The organism is Streptomyces sp. NPDC048718 (assembly GCF_043198875.1).
Lineage (GTDB): Bacteria > Actinomycetota > Actinomycetes > Streptomycetales > Streptomycetaceae > Streptomyces.
Window position 1 is genome coordinate 347269 of the sequence record NZ_JBICVG010000001.1, and the last position, 24212, is coordinate 371480.

Here is a 24212-nt window from a genome sequence, read left to right on the forward strand (position 1 = left end):
CGGGAGGGGTCATGACGGAACTGCCCCGCATCATCAGCGTCGACGACCATGTGATCGAGCCCGCCCATCTCTTCGCGACCTGGCTCCCGGCCCGATACCGCGATCGCGGCCCCCGGCCGCTCACCGCGGGGATCGGCGAACTCGCCTACGTCGGCGGCGCGTACCGCATCACGATGGACCCCGACGGGCCGCCCACCGACTGGTGGATCTACGAGGACCTCCGGTTCCCGTACAAGCGCAACATCGCCGCCGTCGGCTTCGACCGCGACGAGATGACCCTGGAGGGCATCACCCGCGAGGAGATGCGGCGCGGCTGCTGGGATCCGATCGCCCGGCTCGCGGACATGGACCTCAATCACGTCGAGGCGTCCCTGTGCTTCCCGACCTTCCCGCGCTTCTGCGGCCAGACCTTCGCGGAGGCGCACGACAAGGAGGTCGCGCTCGCCTGTGTACGCGCGTACAACGACTGGATGGTGGAGGAGTGGTGCGGCGGCTCCGGCGGCCGGCTCATCCCGCTGTGCATCATCCCGCTGTGGGACATCGGGCTCGCCGTCGCCGAGATCCGGCGCAACGCGGCCCGCGGCGTCCGGGCCGTCACCTTCTCGGAGATCCCCACCCACCTCGGGCTGCCGTCGATCCACTCCGGCTACTGGGATCCCTTCTTCGCCGTGTGCCAGGAGACCGGGACCGTGGTCAACATGCACATCGGCTCGTCCTCGCAGATGCCGGCCGCCTCCCCGGACGCCCCGCCCGCCGTCCAGGCGTCACTCAGCTTCAACAACGCCATGGCCTCGATGATGGACTTCCTCTTCTCCGGCGTCCTGGTGCGCTTCCCGCAGCTCAAACTCGCTTACAGCGAGGGGCAGATGGGATGGATTCCGTACGCGCTCGAACGCGCCGACGACGTCTGGGAGGAGCACCGCGCCTGGGGCGGGGTGCGCGAGCTGATCCCCGAGCCGCCGTCCACGTACTACTACCGGCAGATCTTCTGCTGCTTCTTCCGCGACAAGCACGGCATCGCCTCGCTCGACGTCGTCGGCCGCGACAACGCCACCTTCGAGACCGACTACCCGCACGTCGACTCCACCTTCCCGCACACCAAGCAGGTCGCCCTCGACCACGTCCGCGGCCTGGACGACGCGACGATCCACAAGCTGATGCGCGGCAACGCCATCCGCATGCTCGGCCTGGACCTCGTCTGATGGAGCTTGTCCGAGGTGTCTTGCCTGATGGACCTCGTCTGATGGATCTCGACTGGGGGGCCTTGTCCGATGGAACTCGCCTATTCCACCGAGGAAGAAGAGTTCAGAGCCCGGCTGCGCCACTGGCTCGGCCGCGCACTGCCCCAACTCCCGCCCCGCCCCGACCCGTCGGACTGGCCCGCCCGGCGCGCGTACGACTGCGGCTGGCAACGGCGGCTCTACGATGCCGGATACGGCCACGTCCGCTGGGACGCCTCCCCGACCCGGCGGCTGATCTTCCTGGAGGAGACCGAACGGGCGGGCGCCCCGTACGTCGGCGCGGGCTTCGTCGGACTGCTCCACGCCGGCCCCACCATCGCCGCCGAGGGCACCCCCGAGCAACAAGGCCGCTGGCTGGAGCCGGTGTTGCGCGGCGACGAGGTGTGGTGCCAGGGCTTCAGTGAACCCGAGGCCGGTTCCGACCTGGCCGCGCTGCGCACCCGTGCGGTCCGCGACGACGATCACTACGTCGTCACCGGCCACAAGATCTGGACCTCGCACGCCGAGGTCGCCGACTGGTGCGAACTCCTCGTCCGCACCGACCCCGACGCCCCGAAGCACCGCGGCATCAGCTGGCTCGCCATGCCCATGGACGCCCCCGGGATCACCGTACGGCCGCTGCGCACCCTCGCCGGGACGGCCGAGTTCGCGGAGGTGTTCCTCGACGAGGTACGCGTCCCGGTCGGCAACCGGGTCGGAGCGGAGAACGACGGCTGGCGCGTCACCCTCGTCACGCTCTCCTTCGAACGCGGCACCGCTTTCGTCGGCGAGGTCGTCGCCTGCCGTCGCGTCCTCGGCCAACTCGCGGTCGCGGCAAGGAAGAACGGCCGCTGGGGCGACCCCGTCCTGCGCCGCCGGCTCGGCAGGCTCGGCGCCGAGTTCCAGGCCCTGTGGCGGCTGATCCAGTGGAACGTGAGCGAGGCCGCCGCCAGTGGCGGGGTGCCCGGGGCCGGTGGCTCCGTCTTCAAGTTGCGCTACTCGCACGTCCGTCAGGAGCTGTACGACGCGGCCGCCGCCGTCCTCGGCCCCGACGCGCTCGACCTCGGGCGGGAGTGGAACCGGGACCGGCTGTCCTCGCTGTCGTACACGATCGCCGCCGGGACCTCGCAGATCCAGCGGAACATCGTCGCCGAGCGCGTGCTCGGCCTGCCGAAGGGCCGGTGAGACACCCCATGGATTTCCGGCTCACCGACGACCAGCGGGCGCTGGTGCGCGGGATACGGGATGTGCTCGGCCGCCGTTTCGGGCCGGAGGTGCTACGGGCCGCCGTCGACGCCGCTGTCGACGGGTGCGGTGTCGCGGGCGGCGGGGGCGGCGGGGGTGGCGCGGCGCTGGACCGGGGGCTGTGGCGGGAGCTGGGCGCGGCCGGGTTCTTCGCGCTGCGGCTCCCTGAGGACGCGGGCGGGGTCGGGCTCGGGCTGCCCGAGGCGGTGCTGCTCTTCGAGGAGGCGGGCCGGGCGCTGCTGCCGGGGCCGCTCGTCGCGACCCACCTGGCGGCGGGGCGGGTGCCGGGCGCGGCGGAGGGGGCGGTGGTGGTGACCCGGGCCGCCGGCGGGCTCGTGGAGTGGCGGGACGCGGCGGACGTGGTGCTGGGGGACGCGAGGGACGGGGAAGCGGTGCCGATTCGGTCGGTCGACCCGCTCACGCCCCTGCACCGGCTGCCGGGGGGCGGGGCCGGCCGGGGAGGCGAGCGCGGCGAGGCATATGCCGGGGACGGGTACGGGAGCGTGGATGGGTACGGGAGCGTGGATGGGTACGGGTGCGGGGATGAGTACGGGCACGGGGATGAGCCCGGTGCCGAGGAGACCCGGGCGCGCGAGGCCTCCCTGCTCTCCGCCGCCGAACAGCTCGGGAGCGCGGGCCGTACCACCGCCCTCGCCGTCGCCCACGCGCGCGTACGCGAGCAGTTCGGGCAGCCGATCGGCGCCTTCCAAGCCGTCAAGCAAATGTGCGCGCACATGCTCGTCCGAACGGAAGTAGCCCGCGCCGCCGTCTACGCCGCCGCCGTCACCGCCGACCCGGTCGAGATCGCGGGCGCCCGGCTGCTCGCCGACGAGGCCGCCGTGGAGTGCGCCCGCGACTGCCTTCAGGTGCACGGCGGAATGGGCTTCACCTGGGAAGCAGAGGTCCATCTGCATCTGAAGCGAGCCTGGGTGCGGGCCGCCCGCCCGGGGGGCGGCGCGGCGGCGGAGGAGGCGGTGGCGGCGAGCCTGCCGGGCACCTTCTAGCGGGCGTCACGCAGCGTCCGCGCCCGATCGGGGCCCGTACCGGAGCCGTCACGGCCTGGAGTCGGCGGCCTGCTCCGGTACGCTCCGTTGGATGCGAGTGCTTGTGGGCCCGGATCACGCCGGTGCCGCCACCGAGGCGGCTCCGGATCCCGGGATGCCCGCGATTCACGCCCTTTCGAGGGGGTTTACGCGCCCTCGTTCGACTCCCCGCAGCGTGCGTCGCACAGTATGGACCATGCGTACTCCTTCGCGCTGGAATATGCCCGAAGCGCTTGTTGCGGTGACTGTACGTCAACCATGCTGTCCCACAAGGGAATCACGTTCCGTTAGGTCGTCGGTGACGCCGGTTCGGATGGTGTGAACGGTGCAGGTGCTTCAGGTTCAGTTGGAGGTCGGGGCGGACCCGGCCGAGGTGGGGCGTGCCCGCCGGTGGGCGCGGTCGCGGCTCGCCCGGTCGGGCATAGAGGAGGACGAGCCGCTGGCGGAGACGTTGGTGCTGCTCATCTCCGAGCTCGTGACCAACGCGGTGGTGCACACGGGCTGCCCGGCCGTGCTGCGGATGCTGTTCGGCGGGGCGGGGGTGCGGGTCGAGGTCGTCGATGTGAGCGACCGGCCGCCGGCACCCCGGCGCGCGGACGGCGACGCGACGAACGGGCGCGGTCTGGAACTGGTCGACGGTCTGGCCGACCGGTGGGGCTGGCAGCGCGAGGGCGCGGGCAAGAGCATCTGGTGCGAGGTCGACCGGGTGGAGCCCGTGCGTACCGAGACCGTCGGTGTCGAGTCCGGACGTGCCGGGACGGAGGAGGGTGAGGTGGCCGGGTCCGGCCGTACCGAGTCCGCCGCCGGGCCTGCCGTCACCGGGCCCGCCGTCACTGGACCCCGCGACGAGCGGCCCGCCGTGCCGGCCCCCAGCGCGGGGACGGCCCAGGGGACAGGCGCGGGACCGGCGTGGTGGATGTCACCCGGTCGGGTGCACTGTTGACGGGCCATGGCGCACTGATCACCCTGGGGTGAGCGATTCGTTGTGCGAGGGGAGTCGAGGGGCGTGCCCCCTCGGCGAGCGCGGGTCGTGACGGGTGGCGGCTGTCGTGCCGTGCTCGGGGCGCGCGCGAGTGCGCCGCCACCCGCGGTCTTCCCGCCCGGTCCGCGCGCCCGGTGCGCGCGCTACAGTTCACGGCGCGCCGACGTGCCGGCGGACGCGTGGGTGCGCGGCCGCGGGGTCCGGTTCACAGCAGGGCCACCGGTGCGACCGGTGCGCCGGTGCCACCCACGAAGGGTTCGGGCGTCGCCGACAGCAGGAACGCGTAACGGCCTTCCTGTGCACAGGTTGTGGACAACTCTTCGAGATTCCAGTTCTGTCCCTGGAGCATGCCCATCTCGACCAGGTCGAGGGCGTGCACGGGCATCCACAAATCCTCGATCTCAGGCGGGAAGATCTCGAAGGTGAGCGTGTCGTTGGCGACCGCCGCCACATCCCGCGCGTGGAACCACTCGGGTGTACGGACGGACAGGCCGGGGGACGGGAAGGCGTAACCGTGCCGGTCGCCGCCCAGATAGGACCGCAGTTGACCGGTCCGTACGAGGACGAGGTCCCCGGGCCGTACGGCGACCCGCCCGAACTCGGCTGCCTCGTCCAGGTCTTCGGGCGTGACGGCGTGACCGCCGGGCAGCCGGTCGACCCCCTTGGCCGCGGCCACGTCGAGCAGCACGCCCCGGCCGATCACATGCCGGGCGGTGTGGATGCCGCTGAACGCGGACCGGCCGTGGGCGGTGACGGTCGCGGCGGGGCGTCCGTTGTAGATCCGGCCGGAGTGCGAGGCGTGGGTGAGGGCGTCCCAGTGGGTGCCCGCCTGGAGTCCGAGGGTCACCATGTCGTCGCTGGTCGCGATGGTGCCGGGGCCGAAGAGTTCCTGATTGACCTGGACCATGACGTGCAGCGGATTGATCCGCCCGGGGATCACCCCGGTCTGGACGCCGTCCTGCTTCAGCTCCAGCGCGAGCGGTATGCGCAGCCCGCGGCGGACGGTCACGGCGGCCTCCCGTACCGACTCGTCGGTGATCAGGTTGAGCGTGCCGATCTCGTCGTCCCGGCCCCAGCGGCCCCAGTTGTTGACGCGTGCGGCGATCTCGTGGAACTCGGCGGGGAGGGATGCGGGCGGCGGGGCGAGCGGTGACGCGGGCGGCGTCGCGGGGCGCGGTTCGGGGGAAGGGGCGGGAGAGGGTGCGGGAGAGGGCATCGGGCGGCTCCGGGGTCTTGTTCTCCGGTATCTGACGGGTCGTAGAATCCAGCCCACGCATGAATCTAACGGGCCGTCAGAAAGTGCGGGAAGGGGTCGGCGTGGGGAACTTCTTGACAGGAAAGGTCGTCGCCGTGACGGGCGCGGGGCGGGGGATCGGCCGCGCGGTCGCCCTGGCCTGCGCGGCCCACGGGGCCAAGGTCGTCGTGGGTGACTACGGGGTCTCGATCGAGGGCGGCGAGCCGACGAGCGCGGTCGCCGAGGCGGTCGTCAAGGAGATCGAGGCGGCCGGCGGCACCGCGGTCGGCGTCGCCGACGACATCTCGACCATGGCGGGCGGGCAGCGGCTCGTCGATGTGGCACTCGCCGCGTATGGCCGGATCGACGGCGCCGTGTGCGTCGCGGGCATCCTGCGCGAACGGATGCTCTTCAACATGTCGGAGGAGGAGTGGGACCCGGTCGTCGCCACCCACCTCAAGGGCACCTTCACCGTCTTCCGCGCCGCCTCCGCCGTGATGCGCCGCCAGGGCTCGGGCACCCTCATCGGCTTCACCAGCGGCAATCACCAGGGCTCGGTCGCCCAGGCCAACTACGCGGCCGCCAAGGGCGGTGTCATCTCGCTGGTCCGCAGCGCGGCGCTCGGGCTCCACAAGTACGGCGTCACGGCCAACGCGGTCGCGCCCGTCGCCCGTACCCGGATGTCCGCCAACGTACCCGTGGAACTCACCGAGATCGGCGAACCGGAGGACGTGGCGGCCCTCGTCGTCTATCTGCTCTCCGACCGCGCGAAGGACGCCGGGGGCGAGCGGATCACCGGGCAGGTCTACACGATCGCCGGGCCCAAGCTCGCGGTGTGGGCGCAGCCCAGGGAACTGCGGGCGGGGTACGCGGAGGGCGGCCCGTGGACGCCGGAACGGATCGCGGACTTCCTGCCCGGGACCGTGGGCACGGACCCGATGCCCCTGCTGCGACAGGTGGAGGCGATGGCCCGCGCGGCGGCGTCCGGCGCGCGGCCGAACCGAGCGGGACGTGGGGGAGGCGCGGAAGGCGCGGGCGGTTCGGAGGGCTCGGGCGGTTCGGAGAGTTCGGAGGGTACGGAGGGTTCGGAGGGTACGGAGGGTTCGGGTCACGTGAACTCCCTTGAGGAGGACGGGTCGTGAGAGGGGTCGTGTTCGACGGCGCGGAGGTGCGGGTCGTCGACGATCTGGAGGTACGGGAGCCGGGCCCCGGCGAGGTGGCGGTGACGATCCGGGCCGCCGGGCTCTGCCACAGTGATCTGGCGGTCGTCGACGGCACGATCCCGTTCCCGGTGCCCGTCGTCCTCGGCCACGAGGGCGCCGGGGTCGTCGCGGCCGTCGGCCCCGGCGTCACCCATGTCGCGCCCGGCGACCATGTCGCCCTGTCCACCCTCGCCAACTGCGGGGCCTGCGCCGATTGTGACCGGGGCCGGCCGACGATGTGCCGGAGGGCGATCGGGCGGCCGGGCCGTCCGTTCATTCAAGCCGGCGTGCCGCTCTTCCAGTTCGCCTCCAACTCTTCCTTCGCCGAACGCACCGTCGTCCAGGCCGTCCAGGCCGTACGGATCCCCACCGGTATCCCGTTCGCCCCGGCCGCCCTGCTCGGCTGCGGTGTCCTCACCGGCGTCGGCGCCGTTCTCAACCGTGCCCGCGTCGCGCCCGGCGACACCGTCGTCGTGATCGGAACCGGCGGCGTCGGTCTCAACGTCCTCCAGGGCGCGCGGATCGCGGGCGCGGCGACGATCGTCGCCGCCGACACCAACCCGGCCAAGGCGGACACCGCCCGCCGCTTCGGTGCCACCCACTTCCTGACCTCGGCCGACCCCGCCGCCGTCCGGGAGATCCTGCCCACCGGCGCCGACCACGTCTTCGAGTGCGTCGGCCACACCGGACTCGTCCGGACCGCCATAGACCTGCTCGACCGGCACGGCCAGGCCGTCCTGCTCGGCATGACCGCCCCCGCCGCCGAGGCGGCGTTCGCGCCCGCCGCGATGTTCCTCGACAAGGCGATCCTGGGCTGCCGCTACGGCTCCTCCCGCCCCCAGAAGGACATCGCGCTGTACGCGGACCTCTACCAGGCCGGGCGGCTGCTGCTCGACGAACTCGTCACGGCCGTCTATCCCGTCGAAGAGTTCACGCGGGCGGTCGCCGACGCGGAGGCGGGGAGGGTGGCGCGCGCGGTGCTCACGTTCTGAGGAGGGGGGCGTGCGGGGGCGGAGTGCGGGGCGCGCGGTCCGTGCGGTCCGGGCGGTCCGGGCGGTCCGGGCGGTTGGACATACGCGGTTCATCCGGCGGGAACGGCCTTTCCGGCATGCGCGCTCCGGCGCACCTCCCCTACGGTCGCACCCATGTCCTACCGCCAGCTCGCCACGCGTTCCGTCCTCTCCTGGTCCGGCGTCGTCGTCTTCTCCCGTCTGCCCGTCGCCATGGCCCCGCTCGCGCTGGTCTTCCTCGTCCGCGAGCAGCCCGGCGGCTACAGCCTGGGCGCGGTGCTCGCCGCCGCGTACGTGATCGGCGAGATCGTCGCCGCGCCTCTGTTCGGACTGAGGATGAACCCGGAACGGGCGCGCCCCCAGCTGGCGGCCGGACTCGCCGCCGGAGCGATCGGCTTCGGCGGGCTCGGGCTGCTGGGCGGCGGTGGGCAACCGGTGCTGCTCGGCGTCTTCGCGTTCCTCGCCGGGGCCGGTCCGGCGGCCGTACCCGGCGGGCTGCGCGCCCTGCTGACCAGCCTGGTGCCGGAGCGGGCCGTCACCCAGGCGATGAGCATGGAGTCGATGCTGACCTTCGCCACCTGGTCCGTCGCCCCGGCCCTCGTCACCGGTCTGGCGCTCGGCATGGACCCCGCCGTACCGCTGCTGCTCCAGGCGGTGCTCCAGGCCCTCGGGGGTGCCGGGCTGTGGCTGCTGCCGGTCGGCTGGCAGGACGAGGGCACGGCGAAGCGCGCGGGCCGGGGGAAGAAGAGCGACAGCTCGCTGGGCCGTCTGATCGCCCGCGCCTGGCCCGTGTACGTCACCGGTGCCGCCGGGCTCAGCCTGCTCGCGCTCGCCGAGCTGATCTTGCCCGCCCTGCTCGAACAGCGCGCCATCACGATCGGCTGGTCCGGGCCCCTGCTCGCCGGCTTCTCCCTCGGTTCGGCGGTCGGCGCGTTCCTCTACGGTCTGCGCGGTTCCTGGCCTGGGCGGCTGCCGGTCCAGGCGGCCGTCCTGACGCTGGCCGTCTCGGTCGGAGTCGCGCTCGTGGCCGTCCTGCCGTGGACCGCCGCGATGGCCGTCGCCCTGGCCGTCGCCGGAGTGCTCCAGGCCCCGGCCATGCTGACTCGTAACCTCGCCCTGCGCGCGGTCCTGCCGCCCGGGGCCGTCGCCGCCGGGTACTCGGTGATGTACGCGGCCGTCGGCGCCGGTTACGCCGCCAGCGGCACCCTCGCGGGCGGCCTTCTCAAGGTCGTCGCCCCCTCGACGGCGATCCTGTGCGGCGTCGCGCTGACGGTGACCTTGACGGTCCTCGGATTCTGGGGCGAGCGCGGGCTCCCGGCGCGCGGGGAGCGCCGGCCGGGGGAGGCAGGGGAGAGCGAGGTGCGCGAGGAGGTCCACGAGGGGGCCTACGAGGAGGAGAAGCCGCGTCCGACCGCGTGAGCGGAGCCGGACGGCGGGTTGGCGGGTTGGCGGAGACGGAAGGCGGCTGGGCGCCCGGCGCCCGGCGCCCGGCGCCGCGCCGGTCAGCCGACCGGCGCGCCCGTGCGGAAGGTGCGCCGGTAGGCCCGCGGTGTCACCCCGATGGCCGTCTGGAGGTGGGTGCGCAACGACTGGGCGGTCCCGAAGCCCGCGTCGCGGGCGATGTGGTCGATGGGCAGGTCGGTGGATTCGAGCAGGTGACGGGCCCGTTCCACGCGCTGCTGGGTGAGCCACTGCCCCGGGCTGAGGCCGACCTCCTCGCGGAAGCGGCGGGTGAAGGTCCGTACACTCATCGCCTCTTGGGCCGCCAGGTCGCGGAGCTGGAGCGGTTCGTCGAGGCGGGCCAGCGCCCAGGCGCGGGCGGCGGCCGTACCGCTGCTGCCGGGTTCGGGCAGTGGGCGGGCGATGTACTGGGCCTGGCCGCCGTCGCGGTGCGGCGGCACGACGGTGCTGCGGGCCACCCGGTTGGCGACGGCCGCGCCGTGGTCGCGGCGCACGATGTGCAGGCACAGGTCGATCCCGGCGGCCACGCCGGCGGAGGTGAGCACGTCGCCGTCGTCGACGAACAGGACGTCGGCGTCCACCCGGGTCCGGGGGAACAGCCGTTGGAAGTGGTCGGCGAGGGCCCAGTGGGTGGTGGCGGGACGGCCGTCGAGCCGGCCGGCGGCGGCGAGTACGAAGCTGCCGTTGCAGATGGACACGAGCCGGGCGCCGGGGCGGATGTGGGCGAGCGCGGCGGCGAGTTCGGCGGTGAGCCTGCCCTCCTCGTACACCGGGCCCAGCTCGTAGGAGGCGGGGATGACGACCGTGTCGGCGGTGGCCAGGATCTCGGGGCCGTGCTCGACGTGGACGGCGAAGTCGGCGTCGGTCGCGACCGGTCCGGCGGCGGCCACGGCGCAGGTGAGGATCTCGTAGAGCGGGCGGCCGTGGGGATCCGGGGCGTCCTTCGCCCGGCCGAATATCCGGTGCGGTATGCCGAGTTCGAAGGGGAGCAGACCGGGCAGGGCGAGGACGACGACACGGTGCGGACGCATGGCGGACGGCCTCCGTAATTCAGTGGTGGTCCAGACCACACGCTGGTACGTGTGTCTGTTCGTGACGGACAACACCCATCAGTCTGAGGCCACCGGACCGTTTCCGGCCCGGTCCGGCCCGCTCGCCGCCCCTTCCTCTTCCGCCGCACCTTCCGCACCTTCCGCCCCTTCCGGATCCTCCGGCTCCGCCGAACCCGGTGGTTCAGGCGGGCCCGCCGGCGCGAAGCCGGGCGCGGAGGCGCCCGCGTCCCTCTGGGGCCGTAACTTCCGACTCTTCTTCGTCGCCCGAGCGGTCGCCGTCTTCGGCGAGGGCATGGTCCCGGTGGCCTTCGCCGCCGCGCTGACCGGCGCCGGATACCCGGACGCCTCCGTCGGCTACACCCTCGGCGCGTGGACGGCCGCTTTCGCGCTCTTCGTCCTCTTCGGCGGGGTCCTCGCCGACCGGTTCACGGCCCGCCGGATGATGATCCTCGCCGATCTGCTGCGGCTGCCCGGCGCCGCCGTCCTCGCGGTCTCCTTCAGCCTCGGCAGCCCGCCGCTGTGGGCCGTCTACGCGCTGTCCGCGCTCAGCGGTGTCGGCTCGGCCCTCTTCCAGCCGGGCGTCGCCTCCACCATTCCGCGGATCGCGCCCGACGTGCAGCGCGCGAACGCCGTCATCCGGGTCATCGAGGCGCTGATGGTGATGGCGGGCCCGGCCGCCGCCGGTCTGCTCGTGGCGCTGTCCGGCGCGGGCCCGGTGTTCGCCGTCAACGGCGCCTGCTTCGCCGTCAGTGCCCTCTGCTTCACCCTGATGCGGCTGCCGGCCGTTCCCGCCGATTCCGTGCGGCGCGAGTCGCTGGGGCGCGAACTGGCCGGAGGCTGGCGCGAGTTCCGTTCAAGAAGCTGGCTGTGGGGCGTCATCGCCATCTGGACGGTGCACGGTCTGGTGGTCGGCGGGCCGATGGTCCCGCTGACCGCGACGCTGGTGACCGGCGACCACGGCTCGACCACGTACGGCATCCTCATGACCGTCCAGGGTGCGGGCAGCGCGGTCGGCGGCCTCCTCGCGGTCCGGCTGCGTCCCCAACGCCCGCTCGCGGCAGGCGCGTTGGCGCTGCTCGGGCTGCCGGTGTTCCTGGTGCTGCTCGGAACGGGCGCCCCGGTGCCGCTGCTGTACGCGGGCGCGCTCGTCGAGGGCGCCGCCTTCGCGTTCTGGCTGGTGATGTGGTCGACGACGGTGCAGACCCACGTACCGCAGGACGCGCTCAACCGGATGCACGCGTACGACGTCGCCGGCTCGCTGCTCATGATGGGCGTCGGGCGCACCCTGTCGGGGCCGGTGGCGGCTCAGGTCGGCACGGAACGGGTACTCCTCGCCGGGTCAGGGGTCGCGCTGCTGGTGGTGGCGGCGCTGCTCCTGGTGCGGCCGATCCGTACGCTGCGGCGGGTGGCCTGAGGCGGGGGCCGGCGGGGCGGGGACCGGCGCGGGGCGGGCGGTCCGAGCGGCCCGAGGCGATGGGCGGCCGGGTGCCGGAGCCGTTGGCCCGATCCTTTGGCCCGATCCTTTGGAAAGCTGTCATCCGGGCCAATGGATCGCGGGGGCGGGGGGCCGGATGCTGTGTGACGTGACCCAGACAACCGGGACCTCTTCGTCCTCCGCCTCGCCGTCCCCGTCCTCTCCGTCCGCCTCACCCTCCCCGTCTCTCCGATCCGCCGCCCCCGCCCCCGGCCGCCCCGCGCGCGTGCACCGGGCGTGGTTCGTCGCGGCCGTCACCTTCGTCACGATCATCGGGGCGGCGGCGTTCGCCTCCCTCCCCGGACTGCTGATCGAGCCGCTGCACGAGGAGTTCCGGTGGTCGCGCGGCACGATCGGGTTCGCGGTGTCGGTGAACCTCGCGCTGTACGGCCTGACGGCGCCGTTCGCCGCCGCGCTCATGGACCGGTTCGGCATCCGCCGGGTGGTGGCGTGCGCCCTGACCGTGATCGCGCTCGGCTCGCTGCTCACGGTGTGGATGACGGCCGCCTGGCAGCTGGTCCTGCTCTGGGGCGTGCTGGTCGGCCTCGGCAGCGGCTCGATGGCGCTGGCCTTCGCCGCGACCGTCACCAACCGCTGGTTCGTGGCCCGGCGCGGTCTCGTCACCGGCATCCTCACGGCGGCTGCCGCGTCGGGTCAGCTGATCTTCCTGCCGTTGCTGTCCTGGCTGGTCGAGCACCACGGCTGGCGTCCCGCCGCCGTCACCACGGCACTTGCCGCGCTCGCCGCCGTACCGTTCGTCTGGCTGCTGCTGCGCGACCACCCGGCGGACGTGGAACTGGCCCCGTACGGCGGTGAGTTCGTCCCCAAGCCCGCGCCCGTGCCCGGCGCCGCCCGCCGCGCGGTCACCGTGCTGTTCCGCGCGGCCCGCACCGGCCCGTTCTGGCTGCTCGCCGGCTCCTTCGCGATCTGCGGCGCGTCGACGAACGGACTGGTCAAGACCCACTTCGTGCCCGCCGCCCACGACCACGGCATGCCGATGACGGCGGCCGCCGGACTCCTCGCCGTCATCGGGGTCTTCGACGTGATCGGCACGATCGCCTCCGGCTGGTTCACCGACCGCTTCGAGTCCCGCCGGCTGCTCGCCGTCTACTACGCGCTGCGCGGGATCTCGCTACTCTTCCTGCCGATGCTGCTCGCCCCGTCCGTCCACCCGCCGATGCTGTTCTTCATCGTCTTCTACGGCCTCGACTGGGTCGCCACCGTCCCTCCGACGATCGCGTTGTGCCGTGAGCACTACGGCGCCGACAGCGCCATCGTCTTCGGCTGGGTCCTCGCGTCGCACCAGATCGGCGCCGCCGCGATCGCCTTCGCGGGCGGCCTGGTCAGGGACGTCTTCGGCGCGTATGACGTGGTCTGGTACGCCTCCGGCGCGCTGTGCGCGGTGGCGGCCCTGATGGCCCTGGTGATCCGCCGTCCGGGCGGGGACGGGGCGCTGCCCGCGCCGGAGGCATCCGCGGCGCGAGGGGCGGGCGCCTGAGGCAGAGGCCTTCAGTCGGCGGCCCGGTCCCTGGGCTCGAATTTGATGCGCAAGCGCATGCCGAGCGCTGCCGCGAGACGTTCGAGCATGGGGAGGGTGGGCATGGTGCCACCGGCCTCGAACCGGGCGATTGAGGGCTGTTGGAGTCCGGCCGGGCGGGCGAGACCGGTCTGTGTCATCCCCAGCGCCTCGCGTCGCTCACGCACGGCGCGCCCCAGCTCGAACCGGACCCGGGCGGCCTCGTACCCGGCGGCGGCCTCGGGGGCGCGCAAGGCGTCCTCCCTGAGTGCGTCCCGGTTTCCGCGGCTGGTCATGGCGTCACCCTTCGCCGGCGGTGTGTTCCTGCGCGACGCACCGGGCCCACGCCCGGACGGCGCGCTCGCCCTCTTCCACCGGCCTGACTCGTCGCTTCCCCAGGGCATAACGCGGACGTTATGGCCGACCTGGCCCCTCATGGACGCGGACAGGTGAGGGTTCCCCCGAAGGTGGGGCAATCGGTGAGGAGCGGCCGGGGCGCGCCGGTCTTGGCCCCTGGCCTGGGTCGACGCCGCCCCGGGCGCCGTGAAAGGGCCCCGGTCGCATGGGCCCGTCCCACAAGGAGGAGGATGCGGGACGGGAGGGGATTTGAATGCGTTCAGAAAATCCGAGGAGTCGGTGGGGCGAGCGGGGGACGGGGGCGGGGGCTGTGCCCGCCCCCACGCAGACCTGGGCACGGGTGCACGAACGGGCAGGCGCGATCTTCTCGGCGTCGATGCTCGTTCTGCTGTCCGAGACGGTGACCGGCGGGATCGGGCTGGTCATGTGGAGCCTGACCCAGGAGAGTCCGGTCCCGCCCTTCACGGCCAGTTTCCTCGGCTGGGTGTTCCTGGTGTTGCTCATGGTGTTCGCCGCCGTGATCGTGCCCCTGGGGAATGTCGTGCTGTCGGCCGGGGTGGTGCCCCTGGTGGTCGTGCTCGCGGGCTGGGCGGGCCGACGGTTCGGCGGACGCGAGGCCTGGTACTGGGTGCCGATGGTGGCAGCCGTCGTTCTTCTGCCGGTCCCCGGCGCGCTGTCGGCGCTGGGGACCGGCGTCCTCGCGGCGCTGGTGATCTGGCTCGTGGGCACGGCCGGAATCGCGATCGCGGCGCTGGTGGCCCGCCGTCTGCTGCTTCCCGGCCGCCCGCACTTGACCGGCGGCGTGATGTTCCTGCGGGTGGGGCTGTGGGGAACGCTCGCCGTCGTCACCGTCTTTGTGCTCAGCGGCATCGGTCTGTGTGCGGGGATGGCGTACGAGCCGCCTCGGCTGACGCGGGCGGGTGCCGTCGGCGCGTACTCCGACGGCAAGGGCGGCACGCTCACCCTGATGGCGGACGGCAAGGCCACGGCGCGTGGCGTGCGGGGGTACGGGGGCTTCAGGGAAGCGGGTGAGCCCTGCGATGGAATTGGGTCCTGGAGTTTCTCCCCGGGGCGCGGGCCGTGGGATCAGACGGTGGAGGCGGTCATCGAGGGCTGCCCCGACTTCGGCGCGTGGTCGGTGTTCGGGTCCGGCGAACGCCCCAAGCTCTTCATCAGCATCGGTGATCCGGACTCCATGGATTTCTACGTCCTGGAACGCGGAGCCCCGGCCGGCGCGTGATGAAGGTGGGGGTGAGGCCGATGGCGGCTGGGACGGAGACGGGGACTCGGCGTTCCTTCCGGGAGATGTGGCTGGTCTCGACGCTGGTGCTGTTCCTGGAGGCCGCGCTCGCCGTGGTCCTGATCGTGCTGTTCGGGGACGTGCGGGGGACAGGTACGGGCGCGGGCGCCGGGGCCGGGCCGGACACCGGCGGGGGCGGCTTCGGGATCGTGTTCGGGGCCGTCCTGCTGCCGTTGCTGCTGGGGGCGGTCATGGTTCCGCCGGCGGCGGTCTCGGCGGCACTGGTGGTCCCGTCGGTGCTCCTCGGCGAGCGGTTCGCGGGGCGTGCCGGAGGGCCTGCGCTCGTCTGGAACCTGTTGCTCACGGCGGTGGCGGCCGGGCTCGTGATCGAGCCGTTCGGGAGCTGGCGGGAGTGCCTCGCGGGGTGGGCCGGCCTGTCCGTCGCGGCGCTGATCGCCCGCCGCGCGCGACCCGGCGAGCGTTATGCCCTCCGGGTGTTCCTGTGGGGCCTGTTCGTCGTCGTCGCCGTCCTGGTCTTCGGTGGCCTCGGCGAGGCCACCGGCCTCATCGGGGGCTGAACCGCCCGAACCGGCCCTGGTGGAACAGCAGCGGCCCGCCCTCGGCGGTCGCGGGGTCCTCGGCGGCCCCGGACTTTCCGGCCGTCCCGGCGGCGTCGGCCGCCGTCCCCAGGGCCTCCACCCGGCCCACCACGATCAGATGGTCTCCACCCGTATGGACGGCGGAGATCACGCAGTCGACCCAGGCCGGCGCGCCTGGCAACCGGGGCGAGCCGGTGGCCGGTGCCGGATCCCACGCCACACCCGCGAACTTGTCGGCCCCGCTCACCGCGAACGCCCGGCACAACTCGCCCTGTTCCGCGCCCAGTACGTTCACGCAGAACCGCCCGGCCTGTGCGATCCGGGGCCAAGTCGTCGACGTACGCGCCACCATGAACACCACCAGCGGCGGATCCAGCGACAGCGACGCGAAGGACTGGCAGGCGAACCCGGTCGGCCCGTCCTCGTCCAGCGCCGTCACGATGGTGACCCCGCTCGCGAAGTGCCCGAGTACACGCCGGAATTCGGCGCCGTCGACCGCCGGAGCGCGCTCGTCGTCCCGTACCGTCCGCAGCGCGGGCCGCCGGTGGCGCGCCGGTGCGTCCATGGCCGTGGGCGCACCGGCCGACCTGAGGTATCGAACGGCGGTGGCCGCCATTTCCGCGTGTCCCATCACACCGTCCATTGAAACCGCAGTGCTGTCAGATGACTAGTCCTGTGCCGGCCCCGTCGCATTTCGTCCGCGCCGCCCCAGGTCTCCCGAAGGCCCCATCCGAGGCGCCGCCCGCACCCCACCCCCGCCCCCGCCCGCGCGACGGAACCGACCCCCGTGCCCCGGCCCCGCTCACCGTCCCTCGTACGTCGGTGTCCGCCGTTCCACGAACGCCGCCACGCCCTCCCGCGCGTCCCGCGTCGTCATGCACAGCTCCTGGGCGGCGGCCTCCGCCGCGAAGGCGGCGGTGCGGTCCGCGTCCAGGGAGGCGTTGACCAGGTGCTTGGTGAGGGCGAGGGCGCGGGTGGGGCCCTGGGCGAGACGTTCGGCCCAGGTGCGGGCCATCTTCTCCAACTCTCCCGCCGGGACCACCCGGTTGACGAGCCCCAGCGCCGCCGCGTCCGCCGCCGGCACGGCGTCGCCGAAGAACATCAGCTCCTTCGCCCGCTGCGGACCGATCAGCCGGGGCAGCAGATACGCCCCGCCACCGTCCGGCACGATCCCGCGCCGGACGAACACCTCCACGAACCGCGCCGTGTCCGCCGCGAGCACCAGATCGCACGCGAACGCCAGATGCGCGCCGAGCCCGGCCGCCGTGCCGTTCACCGCCGCGATCACCGGCTTCTCGCAGTCCAGTACGGCACCGATGAAGCGCTGCGCGCCACGCGCGATCATCCGCGCCACATCTCCCTGGACGCGTTCCCCGGCCGAGGCGGGGCCGCCGCGCAGATCCGCGCCCGCGCAGAAGCCGCGCCCCGTCGCGGTGACGACCACCGCCCGTATGTCCGGGTCGGCCGACGCGTCGGCGAGTAGCGCGATGATCCGTTCCCGCTGGTCCCAGGTGACGGCGTTCATCGCCTCGGGCCGGTTGAGGGTGATCCAGGAGACGCCGTTCTCGACGGTGTGCAGGACGTCCGGCGTCCGCGGCTCCTCCGCTGCGTCCGGCTGTGCCTCCGCCATGTCCGTATGCCTCCTCAGCGGCACACCGCGAGCGCGTCCAGGGCCACCGCCCCTTGCCCGCGCGGCAGCACCATCAGCGGATTGATGTCCAACTCGGCCATTTCGCCGTCGAGTTCGAGGGCCATGCGCTGTACCCGCAGAACCACTTCCACCAGGGCGTCCACATCTGCCGGCGGTGCGCCCCGTACCCCGTCGAGCAGGGCCCGGCCGCGTAGCTCGGCCAGCATGTCGCGGGCCTCGCGTTCCCCGAACGGCGGCACCCGTACGGCCACGTCGTCCAGGACCTCCACCAGGACCCCGCCGAGTCCGACCGTGACGGTCGGCCCGAAGAGTTCGTCGCGCCCGACGCCCACCACCATCTCGACGCCTCGGCCGACCATCTGGCACACCAGGATGCCGTCGAGATCGATCTCCTCGTAGCGCGCGATGTCGGTCAACTCCTTGTAGACATCGCGCACTTGGCTGGCAGAGGTCAGTCCGACCCGCACCAGGCCCAGTTCGGTCTTGTGGGCGATCCGGGTGCCGGACGCCTTCATCACCACCGGATAGCCCACCAGACCGGCCGCGCGTACGGCCGCCGCCGCGCTGGTCACCAACTGCTCGCGCGGGACGCGGATTCCGTACGCCCGCAGCAGCTGCTTCGCCGCGTGCTCGCTCAGCCGCTCGCCGGGTCGCAGCAGCGCTTGGGCCTTGCGCAGCGACGGCGAGGGGGTGCGCGGGGCCTCGTCGAAGGGGGAGCGGTAGCCGGTGCTGAAGCGATGGTGGTCCAGATACGCCGTGACCGCGGTCACGCAGTTGCCGAACGTACGGAAGGTGGCCACCCGTGACGAGCCGAGCAGCGTCGTCCGGTAGGCGTCCTCCGTTCCGACCGGCGAGCCCCACACCACGCACACCAGCTTGTCGGTCCGCTCGGCGGCGTCGACGAGATCGCGCGCCAGCTTGTCGCTCATCGGCGGGAACGGTCCGGTGATCGGGCAGATCAGCACGCCGACCTCGGGGTCCGCGAGGATCGCGTCAATGATCTTCGGGCCCCGCCAATCGCCGACCGGATGACCGCCGTTGTCGACCGGGTTCGCCACGCTGAGGTACTCGGGGATCCACTGGTGCAGCTCGTCCTGCCGAGCGGGGGAGAGGACGGGCAGCCGCAGCCCGGCGGCCGTGGCCAGATCGGCGAAGTGGGCGCCGGTGCCTCCGGAGATGGAGTAGACGACGACACCGTCGGCGACCGGCCGGCGGGCGCGGGCGAGCAGGGTGGCGGTGTCCTGGAGCTGGTCGAGTCCGTCGACCCGGATCACCCCGAACTGCCGCATGGCCGCGTCGACGACCCGGTCCGCGCCGGTCAGCTTCCCGGTGTGGGAGGCGGCCGTCCGGGCTCCGGTCTCGGTGCGTCCGACCTTCACCGCGACCACCGGCACCCCCCGGCGGGCGGCCTGATCGGCGGCGAGCAGGAACGAGCGGCCGTCCTTGAGCCCCTCCACGTAACAGGCGATCGCCCCGACCTCGGGCCGGTGCGCGAAGTACGAGAGGAAGTCGGCGGTCTCCAGATCGGCCTCGTTGCCGGTGGGCGCCCAGTGCGAGAGCCGCACGCCGAGCTCCTGGAGGGCGAACACGGGGCGGCCCTGGTGTCCGGACTGGGTGATCAGCGCGATCGCCGGTCCTTCGAGGTCGTCGCGGAACCGTTCGAAGGCGTTGAGGTTGGTGTTCGGGCCCAGCAGCCGCAGCCCGGAGCCGGCCGAGGCCGTCCGCGTGACGGCCGCCGTGAGCCGCTCCTGCGCCGCGGCGCCCTCCGCCCCGGTCTCGGCGAAGCCGGAGGCGAACGCGACCGCGAACTTCACCTTGGTGGCGGCGAGTTCCTCGACGACGGGGAGCGGGTCGGCGACGAGGAGGACGGCGAGATCGACGGACGCGCCGCGCGCTTCGAGTTCCGTGACCGACGGCACGCAGTCGATCCCGAACACGGTCGTACGGGTCGGATGCACCGGCACCACGCGCGCGCCGACCCGCCCGGCCCAGTCGATCAGCTGCCGGGTGATCCCGGTGTGGGGCCGCCCCTCGGTGTCGGACGCGCCGACGACGGCGACGACTTCGGGACGGAAAAGCCGGTCCAGATCGGGGACGGGCGCGTGCAGCGGACGGCCGCTGACGTCGGTGTCGCCCTCGACGGCGGCGGTGCCGTGCACGGCCGCCCGGCCGCCGGCGGGCTGTTCGCCGCAGGCGACGACGCGGGCGCGGAGGTCCGAGGTGAAGGTGCCGTGGGTCGATCCAAGCATCGTGTCGCTCCGCCCGTCTGCCGATCGTGGCGAGAACTGCTCTGACTCTCCGTCAGATTACAGAACTGACGGAGAGTCAGGAATGCTTGTGACGCGACTCCATTCCGTTGCCCTCTTTCCCCCTATCAGACTTTCGCTATCCGTGCTTCAGCGCCTTCTCCGCCTTCCCCGTGTTCCCCGTCTCTCGCGCCTTCGCTGCCTTGGGCGGACTCGGGGCCTTGGAGGTCTTCGGGGTCTTCGGCGGCTTGGGCAGCTTCCGGGTCCTCGGGTGCCTCTGGATCTTCGGGCTCTTCGGGGTCTTCAGGTTCCTCTGAGCCGTCAGGGGTTGTCCCGTGCGGGAGGGGGCGTGGGTGGTCCGGGCGATGCGACGCGCGATGCGGTCGGCGTCGAGGCCCAGCTCGCGCAGCATCCCGCTGAGCGGATTGGTGAAGCCCTGGAAGTAGATCCCGGGCGCCTGGCGCGCGCACCGCCCGCCGCGCACCCTCGGCCGGCCGCGTTCGTCCAGTACGCCGAGGTGCCCGACCAGCGGTTCCAGGGCCCGCCGGTAGCCGGTCGCGGCGATCACGGTGTCGGGGGCTATCCGGGTGCCGTCCACGAGCAGTACCTCGCCGTCCTCGAAGCCGGTCACGGCGCCGACCGGCTCGACCTTGCCCGCCCGTACCGCCGCGACCAGGCCCACGTCCTGTACGGGGATCGCACCCGCCCGTGCCCGCGCGTACAGCCCGCCGGCCGGGCGGGCCATGCCGTACGCCGACAGGTCGGCGGTCAGGAACCGGCCGAACAGCCGCATCCCCGCGTCCACCAGCCACACCGGCAGCCGCCGCGCCAGGATGCCGTTGCGCTGGCTGGGCCAGCCCAGCGTGGAGCGGCGCACGATGTACGGCGCGGTGCGCACCGCGAGCCGCACCCGGGCGGCGCCGCCCTCCGCGAGATCGGCGGCGATCTCGGCGCCGGTGTTGCCGACGCCGACGACGAGGACGTCCCGGCCCGCGTACGGCTTCGGGGTGCGGTACGCGGAGGCGTGCAGCAACTCCCGCCCGGCGGTCGCCGCGTACGCCTCGGCGCCCGGCCACTCCGGCATGCGGGGCGTGTGGTTGAACCCGGTCGCCACGACCACGGCGGACGCGACGAGCCGCCGTCCGCCGGTGGCGTGGAGGGTCCAGGTGCCGTCGCCGCCTCGGGGGTTGGCGCCGGTGCCGGTGCCGGTGCCGCTGTCGTCGCCGTTGTCGTCCTGGGGGGTGCGCTCGACGCGTTCGACTTCGACGCCCGTCACGATCTCCAGGTCGTGGACCTCGGCGTACCGCTCCAGATAGCGGACCACGTCCGCGCGCGCCACCCAGCGGCCGAACGAGCGCGGCATCTTCAGCCCGGGCAGCGCGGACAGCCGGCGGGTGGTGTGCAGCCGCAGCCGGTCGTAGTGGCCGCGCCAGGACGCGCCGACGGCGTCCGCCCGCTCCAGCACGACGGTCCGGACGCCGCGCCGGGTGAGCGCGGCGGCGACGGCGAGTCCGCCGGGGCCGCCGCCGATGACGTAGACGGGATGGGGCAGGGGGGTGGTCATGAACGCTGAGGGTAATGACGCGTACACGCCGTGGGGTTGCGGTCGCGAGGGGGTTCGGTTGCGAATCGATCACGGGCGCCGGACTCCGGGGTCTTGCGGCCGGGGCCGCCATCCGCTGCACTGAAGGAATCTGACGTGTCGTCAGATCGAGTGGGTGGAGGGGGAGTGGCCATGCGCGCGATCGGACTCACGGGGGCGGAATGGCTCGCCGTTCTGCGGATCGGCCTCGGCCTGTGGTGGCTGGAGAGCTGGCGCCACAAGGACAAGAAGGGCTGGTTCGAGCGCGGCACGGGCATCGCCTGGGCCGCCGACGTCGCCGCCAAGCACCGCTGGCCGGTGGTCGGTTCGGGCTACCGGAAGGTCGTGGCGCCGCGCCCCCGGCTCATGGCGTATCTCGTCGTCTACGCCGAACTCGCCCTCGGCCTGGGCCTGATCGGTGGCCTCCTCACCCCCGTCGCCCTCGCCGCCGGCCTGCTCCTCAACCTGCTCTACCTCACCCTGATGATCCACGACTGGGCCGAGCAGGGGCAGAACGCGATGATGGCGCTGATCTCGCTGGTCGCCCTCTTCGCCGTCTCCTGGCAGACCTGGTCCCTCGACCACGCGATCGGACTCTTCACATGACGGCCACCCCCGAAGCCGACGCCTTCAGCCGCACCTACTGGGACGCCGCGGCCGAGGGCCGCCTCCTGCTCCGCCACTGCGCGGACTGCGACCGGAGCCACCACTACCCGCGCGAGTTCTGCCCGTACTGCTGGAGCGAAGCCGTCACCTGGTACCCGGCGAGCGGCCGCGCCACCCTCTACACCTGGTCCGTCGTCCACCGCAACGACCTCCCGCCGTTCGGTGAGCGCGTCCCGTACGTGGCGGCGGTGGTCGACCTCGCCGAGGGGCCGCGGCTGATGACAGAGGTGGTGGACTGCCCGGAGGAACGGCTGCGGATCGGGATGGAGTTGATGGTGACCTTCCGCCCGGAGGGGGCGGAAGGGGAGTTCGCGGTCCCGGTGTTCAGGCCCCGCCCCGGCTAACGGCGCCCGCCAGGCCCCCAGGCGTGCGCCTCGATCGCCGCGTACCGCTCGTCCGCCGCCGTCAGCACGGAGCGCGCCGCCTCCGCGTCCGGCGCCCGCAGGATCGCCGCCGTACCGAGCCAGGTGGTCCCGTCGTCGGACAGCATCGGACCGTACGCGATCAGGTCCCCGCCCAGATCGGCCGGAACGGCCAGGTCGGGCGCCCTTCCCGCGTCCAGCGGGAGGGGGACGCCGAGGCCGAGGACCAGGAAGAGGGCGCTGTCCTCACCGAGGCTGCCGAGCCCGCCGGGGAACTCCCACATCGTGCGCCCCAGCAGGTTTCGCCACCGCCGCAGCAGTACGTCCCGGTAGCCGCCCGCCTGGTACGTCGGCTCCTCGAACGCGAACGCCCGCGCGGCGGCTGGCCCGCCCGGCAGGTCGACGATGTGCACGCTGCCGGTCAGGGTCTCCCCGTCTTCGGCGACGGTCGGCCCGCGCGCGATCAGCTCCTTCTCGAAGCCGTCCATGTACGTCCAGTGCGCTTCCAGCAGATCCATGCGCACCGGCAGGGAGCCGGGCCGGTCGCGGTGGTAGCAGAGGAATTCCATGGGGCGAGGATGGGCGGGGAGGGGGCCGGCTGTCGAGGGGTTTGGGGGAGGGGTGGGGTTTGAGGCGGGACATGGGGTGGGGATGATCTTCGGCGTGCCTGGCCGTAGGTGGTGATGCTGAAAGCCTTGCGGCGGCGATGGACATGCGGGTCGGGAAGTGTGGTCCCCGCGTGCGCGGGGACATCCGCCGCCCTCACGCCCTCACTTCCTCGTCTTCGTCACCACCGCCCCGAACAGCGCCAGCCCCTTGATCACCACGCGCGGGGTGCCCGGGGTGGTGATGTGGTTCTTGGCGCGCTTGTCGAAGAAGCCGAAGAGGCCGAAGCCGCGGATGTCGACGTCGATGTCCTCGGGGACGACGATCGCGGTGCCGCCCCAGAGGGCGAACGCGCGGATGACCGTGTCGTGGCTGGTGAAGCGGGCCTTGGTGAGGTCGAGCCGGCCACCGCCCCACATGGTCCAGGTGGTCATGCGGGCGGGGACGACCCAGGAACCCGCGCGTTCGAAGCCGCCGAAGACGGCCGCGACGAAGCTCCGGGAGGTGGCGGGCCGGTCGACCACGAGGCTGTCGCGCGGGCCGGGGACGGGCAGGCCCCGGCAGGCGGTCTCCAGGTCGCCGAGGGTGCGGGCAGCGTGGACCTGGTCGAGGCGGGAGTCGAGTTCCGCGAGGTCGAGCCGGCCCGTCTCGACGGCGGCGCGCACGCGTTCCTCGGCGGCGGCGCGTTCTGCGTCGGAGGTGCGGATGCCGAGGCCGGGGACGTCGTCGGTGCCGGGGCCGGGACGTCCGGGCTGGGGCAGGGTCATGGCGTGCGTCCTTCGAGATAGTCGGCGAGCGTGGCGGCCAGGGCGGTGCGGAACGCGTCGTCGCGGCCGGGTTCGTCCGGGTCGTGTCCGAGGTCGGTCTGCCAGGTGCGCCGGCCGAGGGCGTAGCCGTACCCACCGGACATGGCGAGCAGGACGACCGTCTCGATCCGTGCCCGGTCCGGTCCCTCCGGCGGCGGGAGCACGGTGTGGATGCCGTCCTCGATGGCGTCCACGAGCCGGGAGAGATGGGTGGGGGTGCCGGGGGTCTTGTCGGTGTCCCCGTCGTGGAGCTGGGACCACGCCCACAGTCGTACGTACCGCTCGTCGGCCAGGATCTCGAAGAGGACCCGTGTCATCCCGTCCGCGTACGGCACCTGCCCGTCCGCGCGCATGCGGTCGCGTACGAGTTCCCGCTTGCGTTCGTTCTCGCGGTCCAGCACGGCGCGCACGAGTGCGCGGTACGTGCCGAAGTAGTGCGTGACCAGCCCGTGTGTCACCCCTGCCGCCTCGGCGACCTTGCGCAGTCCGGCTCCGTCGGGCCCGTGGCGGGCGACGAGTTCGGTGGCGGCGTCCAGGATCTCGGCGCGGGCCTGCTCGGGAGTGCGCCGCCTGCGGCGGCGCGGTGGTTCCGTGACCATCCTGAATGAGCCCCCCTTGTTGGCAGGGTGGACAATAACCTGTTGTCCACCCTGCCAAC

The 24212-nt window shown here is 73.0% G+C and carries 23 protein-coding genes; 13 read left to right on the top strand and 10 right to left on the bottom strand.

Annotated elements, in window-relative coordinates:
* The first annotated feature begins 11 nt into the window (after window positions 1-11).
* The 4 genes from ACGFRB_RS01640 to ACGFRB_RS01655 all read left to right on the top strand — a co-directional run bounded on the left by ACGFRB_RS01640 (window position 12) and on the right by ACGFRB_RS01655 (window position 4451).
* On the top strand, window positions 12-1202 hold the full coding sequence (locus ACGFRB_RS01640; RefSeq protein ID WP_393237571.1) for an amidohydrolase family protein: 1191 nt from the start codon (window positions 12-14) through the stop codon (window positions 1200-1202).
* A 69-nt stretch (window positions 1203-1271) separates the two neighbouring features.
* Entirely contained in the window at window positions 1272-2405 is a 1134-nt protein-coding gene (locus ACGFRB_RS01645; protein WP_393237574.1) for an acyl-CoA dehydrogenase family protein, read from the top strand.
* Window positions 2406-2413: 8 nt separating this feature from the next.
* Entirely contained in the window at window positions 2414-3469 is a 1056-nt protein-coding gene (locus ACGFRB_RS01650; protein WP_393237577.1) for an acyl-CoA dehydrogenase family protein, read from the top strand.
* 364 nt (window positions 3470-3833) lie between these two features.
* Complete coding sequence (locus ACGFRB_RS01655) at window positions 3834-4451, top strand: ATP-binding protein (RefSeq protein ID WP_393237580.1); 618 nt, start codon at window positions 3834-3836, stop codon at window positions 4449-4451.
* 244 nt (window positions 4452-4695) lie between these two features.
* On the opposite strand, the gene ACGFRB_RS01660 is transcribed toward ACGFRB_RS01655, so the two are convergent.
* On the bottom strand, window positions 4696-5706 hold the full coding sequence (locus ACGFRB_RS01660) for a cyclase family protein (RefSeq protein WP_393237583.1): 1011 nt from the start codon (window positions 5704-5706) through the stop codon (window positions 4696-4698).
* Between the two features lie 101 nt (window positions 5707-5807).
* On the opposite strand from ACGFRB_RS01660, the gene ACGFRB_RS01665 reads away from it, so the two are divergent.
* From ACGFRB_RS01665 to ACGFRB_RS01675, 3 genes are all read left to right on the top strand, one after another.
* Entirely contained in the window at window positions 5808-6866 is a 1059-nt protein-coding gene (locus tag ACGFRB_RS01665) for an SDR family NAD(P)-dependent oxidoreductase (protein ID WP_393237586.1), read from the top strand.
* On the top strand, window positions 6863-7918 hold the full coding sequence (locus ACGFRB_RS01670; protein ID WP_393237589.1) for an alcohol dehydrogenase catalytic domain-containing protein: 1056 nt from the start codon (window positions 6863-6865) through the stop codon (window positions 7916-7918). Before ACGFRB_RS01665 ends, ACGFRB_RS01670 begins: the two co-directional genes overlap by 4 nt.
* A 153-nt stretch (window positions 7919-8071) precedes the next feature.
* Entirely contained in the window at window positions 8072-9355 is a 1284-nt protein-coding gene (locus tag ACGFRB_RS01675; protein ID WP_393237592.1) for an MFS transporter, read from the top strand.
* 83 nt (window positions 9356-9438) lie between these two features.
* Here the strand turns inward: ACGFRB_RS01675 and ACGFRB_RS01680 are convergent, their stop codons facing one another.
* On the bottom strand, window positions 9439-10428 hold the full coding sequence (locus ACGFRB_RS01680) for a helix-turn-helix domain-containing protein (RefSeq protein ID WP_363002389.1): 990 nt from the start codon (window positions 10426-10428) through the stop codon (window positions 9439-9441).
* Here ACGFRB_RS01680 and ACGFRB_RS01685 point away from each other — a divergent pair.
* Together ACGFRB_RS01685 and ACGFRB_RS01690 are read left to right on the top strand one after the other, a co-directional pair.
* Window positions 10427-11863 carry an MFS transporter gene (locus ACGFRB_RS01685; RefSeq protein WP_393237595.1) on the top strand — a complete coding sequence of 479 codons (1437 nt, stop codon included), beginning with the start codon at window positions 10427-10429 and terminating at the stop codon, window positions 11861-11863. The two genes, ACGFRB_RS01680 and ACGFRB_RS01685, sit on opposite strands and share 2 nt — an antisense overlap.
* Window positions 11864-12032: 169 nt before the next feature.
* Window positions 12033-13421, top strand: a complete 1389-nt coding sequence (locus ACGFRB_RS01690) for an MFS transporter (RefSeq protein WP_393237598.1) — start codon at window positions 12033-12035, stop codon at window positions 13419-13421.
* Window positions 13422-13432: 11 nt separating this feature from the next.
* Here ACGFRB_RS01690 and ACGFRB_RS01695 read toward each other — a convergent pair whose 3' ends face one another.
* Entirely contained in the window at window positions 13433-13735 is a 303-nt protein-coding gene (locus ACGFRB_RS01695; protein WP_393237601.1) for a helix-turn-helix domain-containing protein, read from the bottom strand.
* Window positions 13736-14106: 371 nt separating this feature from the next.
* On the opposite strand from ACGFRB_RS01695, the gene ACGFRB_RS01700 reads away from it, so the two are divergent.
* Both ACGFRB_RS01700 and ACGFRB_RS01705 read left to right on the top strand, forming a co-directional pair.
* On the top strand, window positions 14107-15036 hold the full coding sequence (locus ACGFRB_RS01700) for a hypothetical protein (RefSeq protein ID WP_393237604.1): 930 nt from the start codon (window positions 14107-14109) through the stop codon (window positions 15034-15036).
* Between the two features lie 20 nt (window positions 15037-15056).
* Entirely contained in the window at window positions 15057-15614 is a 558-nt protein-coding gene (locus ACGFRB_RS01705; RefSeq protein WP_393237607.1) for a hypothetical protein, read from the top strand.
* On the opposite strand, the gene ACGFRB_RS01710 is transcribed toward ACGFRB_RS01705, so the two are convergent.
* The 4 genes from ACGFRB_RS01710 to ACGFRB_RS01725 form a co-directional block, all read right to left on the bottom strand.
* Window positions 15601-16251, bottom strand: a complete 651-nt coding sequence (locus tag ACGFRB_RS01710) for a flavin reductase family protein (RefSeq protein ID WP_393238210.1) — start codon at window positions 16249-16251, stop codon at window positions 15601-15603. The two genes, ACGFRB_RS01705 and ACGFRB_RS01710, sit on opposite strands and share 14 nt — an antisense overlap.
* A gap of 186 nt (window positions 16252-16437) precedes the next feature.
* Window positions 16438-17265, bottom strand: coding sequence for an enoyl-CoA hydratase/isomerase family protein (locus ACGFRB_RS01715; RefSeq protein ID WP_393237610.1), 828 nt, complete (start codon window positions 17263-17265; stop codon window positions 16438-16440).
* 14 nt (window positions 17266-17279) lie between these two features.
* Window positions 17280-19535 (bottom strand): acetate--CoA ligase family protein, encoded by a 2256-nt coding sequence (locus tag ACGFRB_RS01720; RefSeq protein ID WP_393237613.1) that lies wholly within the window; start codon window positions 19533-19535, stop codon window positions 17280-17282.
* Window positions 19536-19671: 136 nt separating this feature from the next.
* Complete coding sequence (locus ACGFRB_RS01725; RefSeq protein WP_393237616.1) at window positions 19672-21096, bottom strand: flavin-containing monooxygenase; 1425 nt, start codon at window positions 21094-21096, stop codon at window positions 19672-19674.
* Window positions 21097-21267: 171 nt separating this feature from the next.
* On the opposite strand from ACGFRB_RS01725, the gene ACGFRB_RS01730 reads away from it, so the two are divergent.
* Window positions 21268-21720: a DoxX family protein gene (locus ACGFRB_RS01730; protein WP_393237619.1), complete on the top strand. Its 453-nt coding sequence runs from the start codon at window positions 21268-21270 to the stop codon at window positions 21718-21720.
* Window positions 21717-22124 (top strand): Zn-ribbon domain-containing OB-fold protein, encoded by a 408-nt coding sequence (locus ACGFRB_RS01735; protein ID WP_393237622.1) that lies wholly within the window; start codon window positions 21717-21719, stop codon window positions 22122-22124. The genes ACGFRB_RS01730 and ACGFRB_RS01735 overlap by 4 nt, the downstream gene beginning before the upstream one ends.
* Here ACGFRB_RS01735 and ACGFRB_RS01740 read toward each other — a convergent pair.
* The 3 genes from ACGFRB_RS01740 to ACGFRB_RS01750 form a co-directional block, all read right to left on the bottom strand.
* The gene (locus ACGFRB_RS01740; RefSeq protein ID WP_393237625.1) at window positions 22121-22711 is read right to left on the bottom strand and encodes a YciI family protein; all 591 of its coding nucleotides are present in this window, start codon (window positions 22709-22711) and stop codon (window positions 22121-22123) included. The genes ACGFRB_RS01735 and ACGFRB_RS01740 overlap by 4 nt on opposite strands.
* Window positions 22712-22912: 201 nt before the next feature.
* Window positions 22913-23515: a DUF1707 domain-containing protein gene (locus ACGFRB_RS01745; RefSeq protein WP_393237628.1), complete on the bottom strand. Its 603-nt coding sequence runs from the start codon at window positions 23513-23515 to the stop codon at window positions 22913-22915.
* Window positions 23512-24153 (bottom strand): TetR/AcrR family transcriptional regulator, encoded by a 642-nt coding sequence (locus tag ACGFRB_RS01750; RefSeq protein WP_393237631.1) that lies wholly within the window; start codon window positions 24151-24153, stop codon window positions 23512-23514. The genes ACGFRB_RS01745 and ACGFRB_RS01750 overlap by 4 nt, the downstream gene beginning before the upstream one ends.
* Window positions 24154-24212 lie beyond the last annotated feature (59 nt).

Coding starts and splice junctions, on each gene's coding strand:
- ACGFRB_RS01640 (WP_393237571.1), top strand. CDS start 12: ATGACGGAACTGCCCCGCATCATCAGCGTCGACGACCATGTGATCGAG.
- ACGFRB_RS01645 (WP_393237574.1), top strand. CDS start 1,272: ATGGAACTCGCCTATTCCACCGAGGAAGAAGAGTTCAGAGCCCGGCTG.
- ACGFRB_RS01650 (WP_393237577.1), top strand. CDS start 2,414: ATGGATTTCCGGCTCACCGACGACCAGCGGGCGCTGGTGCGCGGGATA.
- ACGFRB_RS01660 (WP_393237583.1), bottom strand. CDS start 5,706: ATGCCCTCTCCCGCACCCTCTCCCGCCCCTTCCCCCGAACCGCGCCCC.
- ACGFRB_RS01675 (WP_393237592.1), top strand. CDS start 8,072: ATGTCCTACCGCCAGCTCGCCACGCGTTCCGTCCTCTCCTGGTCCGGC.
- ACGFRB_RS01685 (WP_393237595.1), top strand. CDS start 10,427: ATGGCGGACGGCCTCCGTAATTCAGTGGTGGTCCAGACCACACGCTGG.
- ACGFRB_RS01680 (WP_363002389.1), bottom strand. CDS start 10,428: ATGCGTCCGCACCGTGTCGTCGTCCTCGCCCTGCCCGGTCTGCTCCCC.
- ACGFRB_RS01695 (WP_393237601.1), bottom strand. CDS start 13,735: ATGACCAGCCGCGGAAACCGGGACGCACTCAGGGAGGACGCCTTGCGC.
- ACGFRB_RS01705 (WP_393237607.1), top strand. CDS start 15,057: ATGGCGGCTGGGACGGAGACGGGGACTCGGCGTTCCTTCCGGGAGATG.
- ACGFRB_RS01710 (WP_393238210.1), bottom strand. CDS start 16,251: ATGGCGGCCACCGCCGTTCGATACCTCAGGTCGGCCGGTGCGCCCACG.
- ACGFRB_RS01715 (WP_393237610.1), bottom strand. CDS start 17,265: ATGGCGGAGGCACAGCCGGACGCAGCGGAGGAGCCGCGGACGCCGGAC.
- ACGFRB_RS01720 (WP_393237613.1), bottom strand. CDS start 19,535: ATGCTTGGATCGACCCACGGCACCTTCACCTCGGACCTCCGCGCCCGC.
- ACGFRB_RS01725 (WP_393237616.1), bottom strand. CDS start 21,096: ATGACCACCCCCCTGCCCCATCCCGTCTACGTCATCGGCGGCGGCCCC.
- ACGFRB_RS01730 (WP_393237619.1), top strand. CDS start 21,268: ATGCGCGCGATCGGACTCACGGGGGCGGAATGGCTCGCCGTTCTGCGG.
- ACGFRB_RS01735 (WP_393237622.1), top strand. CDS start 21,717: ATGACGGCCACCCCCGAAGCCGACGCCTTCAGCCGCACCTACTGGGAC.
- ACGFRB_RS01740 (WP_393237625.1), bottom strand. CDS start 22,711: ATGGAATTCCTCTGCTACCACCGCGACCGGCCCGGCTCCCTGCCGGTG.
- ACGFRB_RS01745 (WP_393237628.1), bottom strand. CDS start 23,515: ATGACCCTGCCCCAGCCCGGACGTCCCGGCCCCGGCACCGACGACGTC.
- ACGFRB_RS01750 (WP_393237631.1), bottom strand. CDS start 24,153: ATGGTCACGGAACCACCGCGCCGCCGCAGGCGGCGCACTCCCGAGCAG.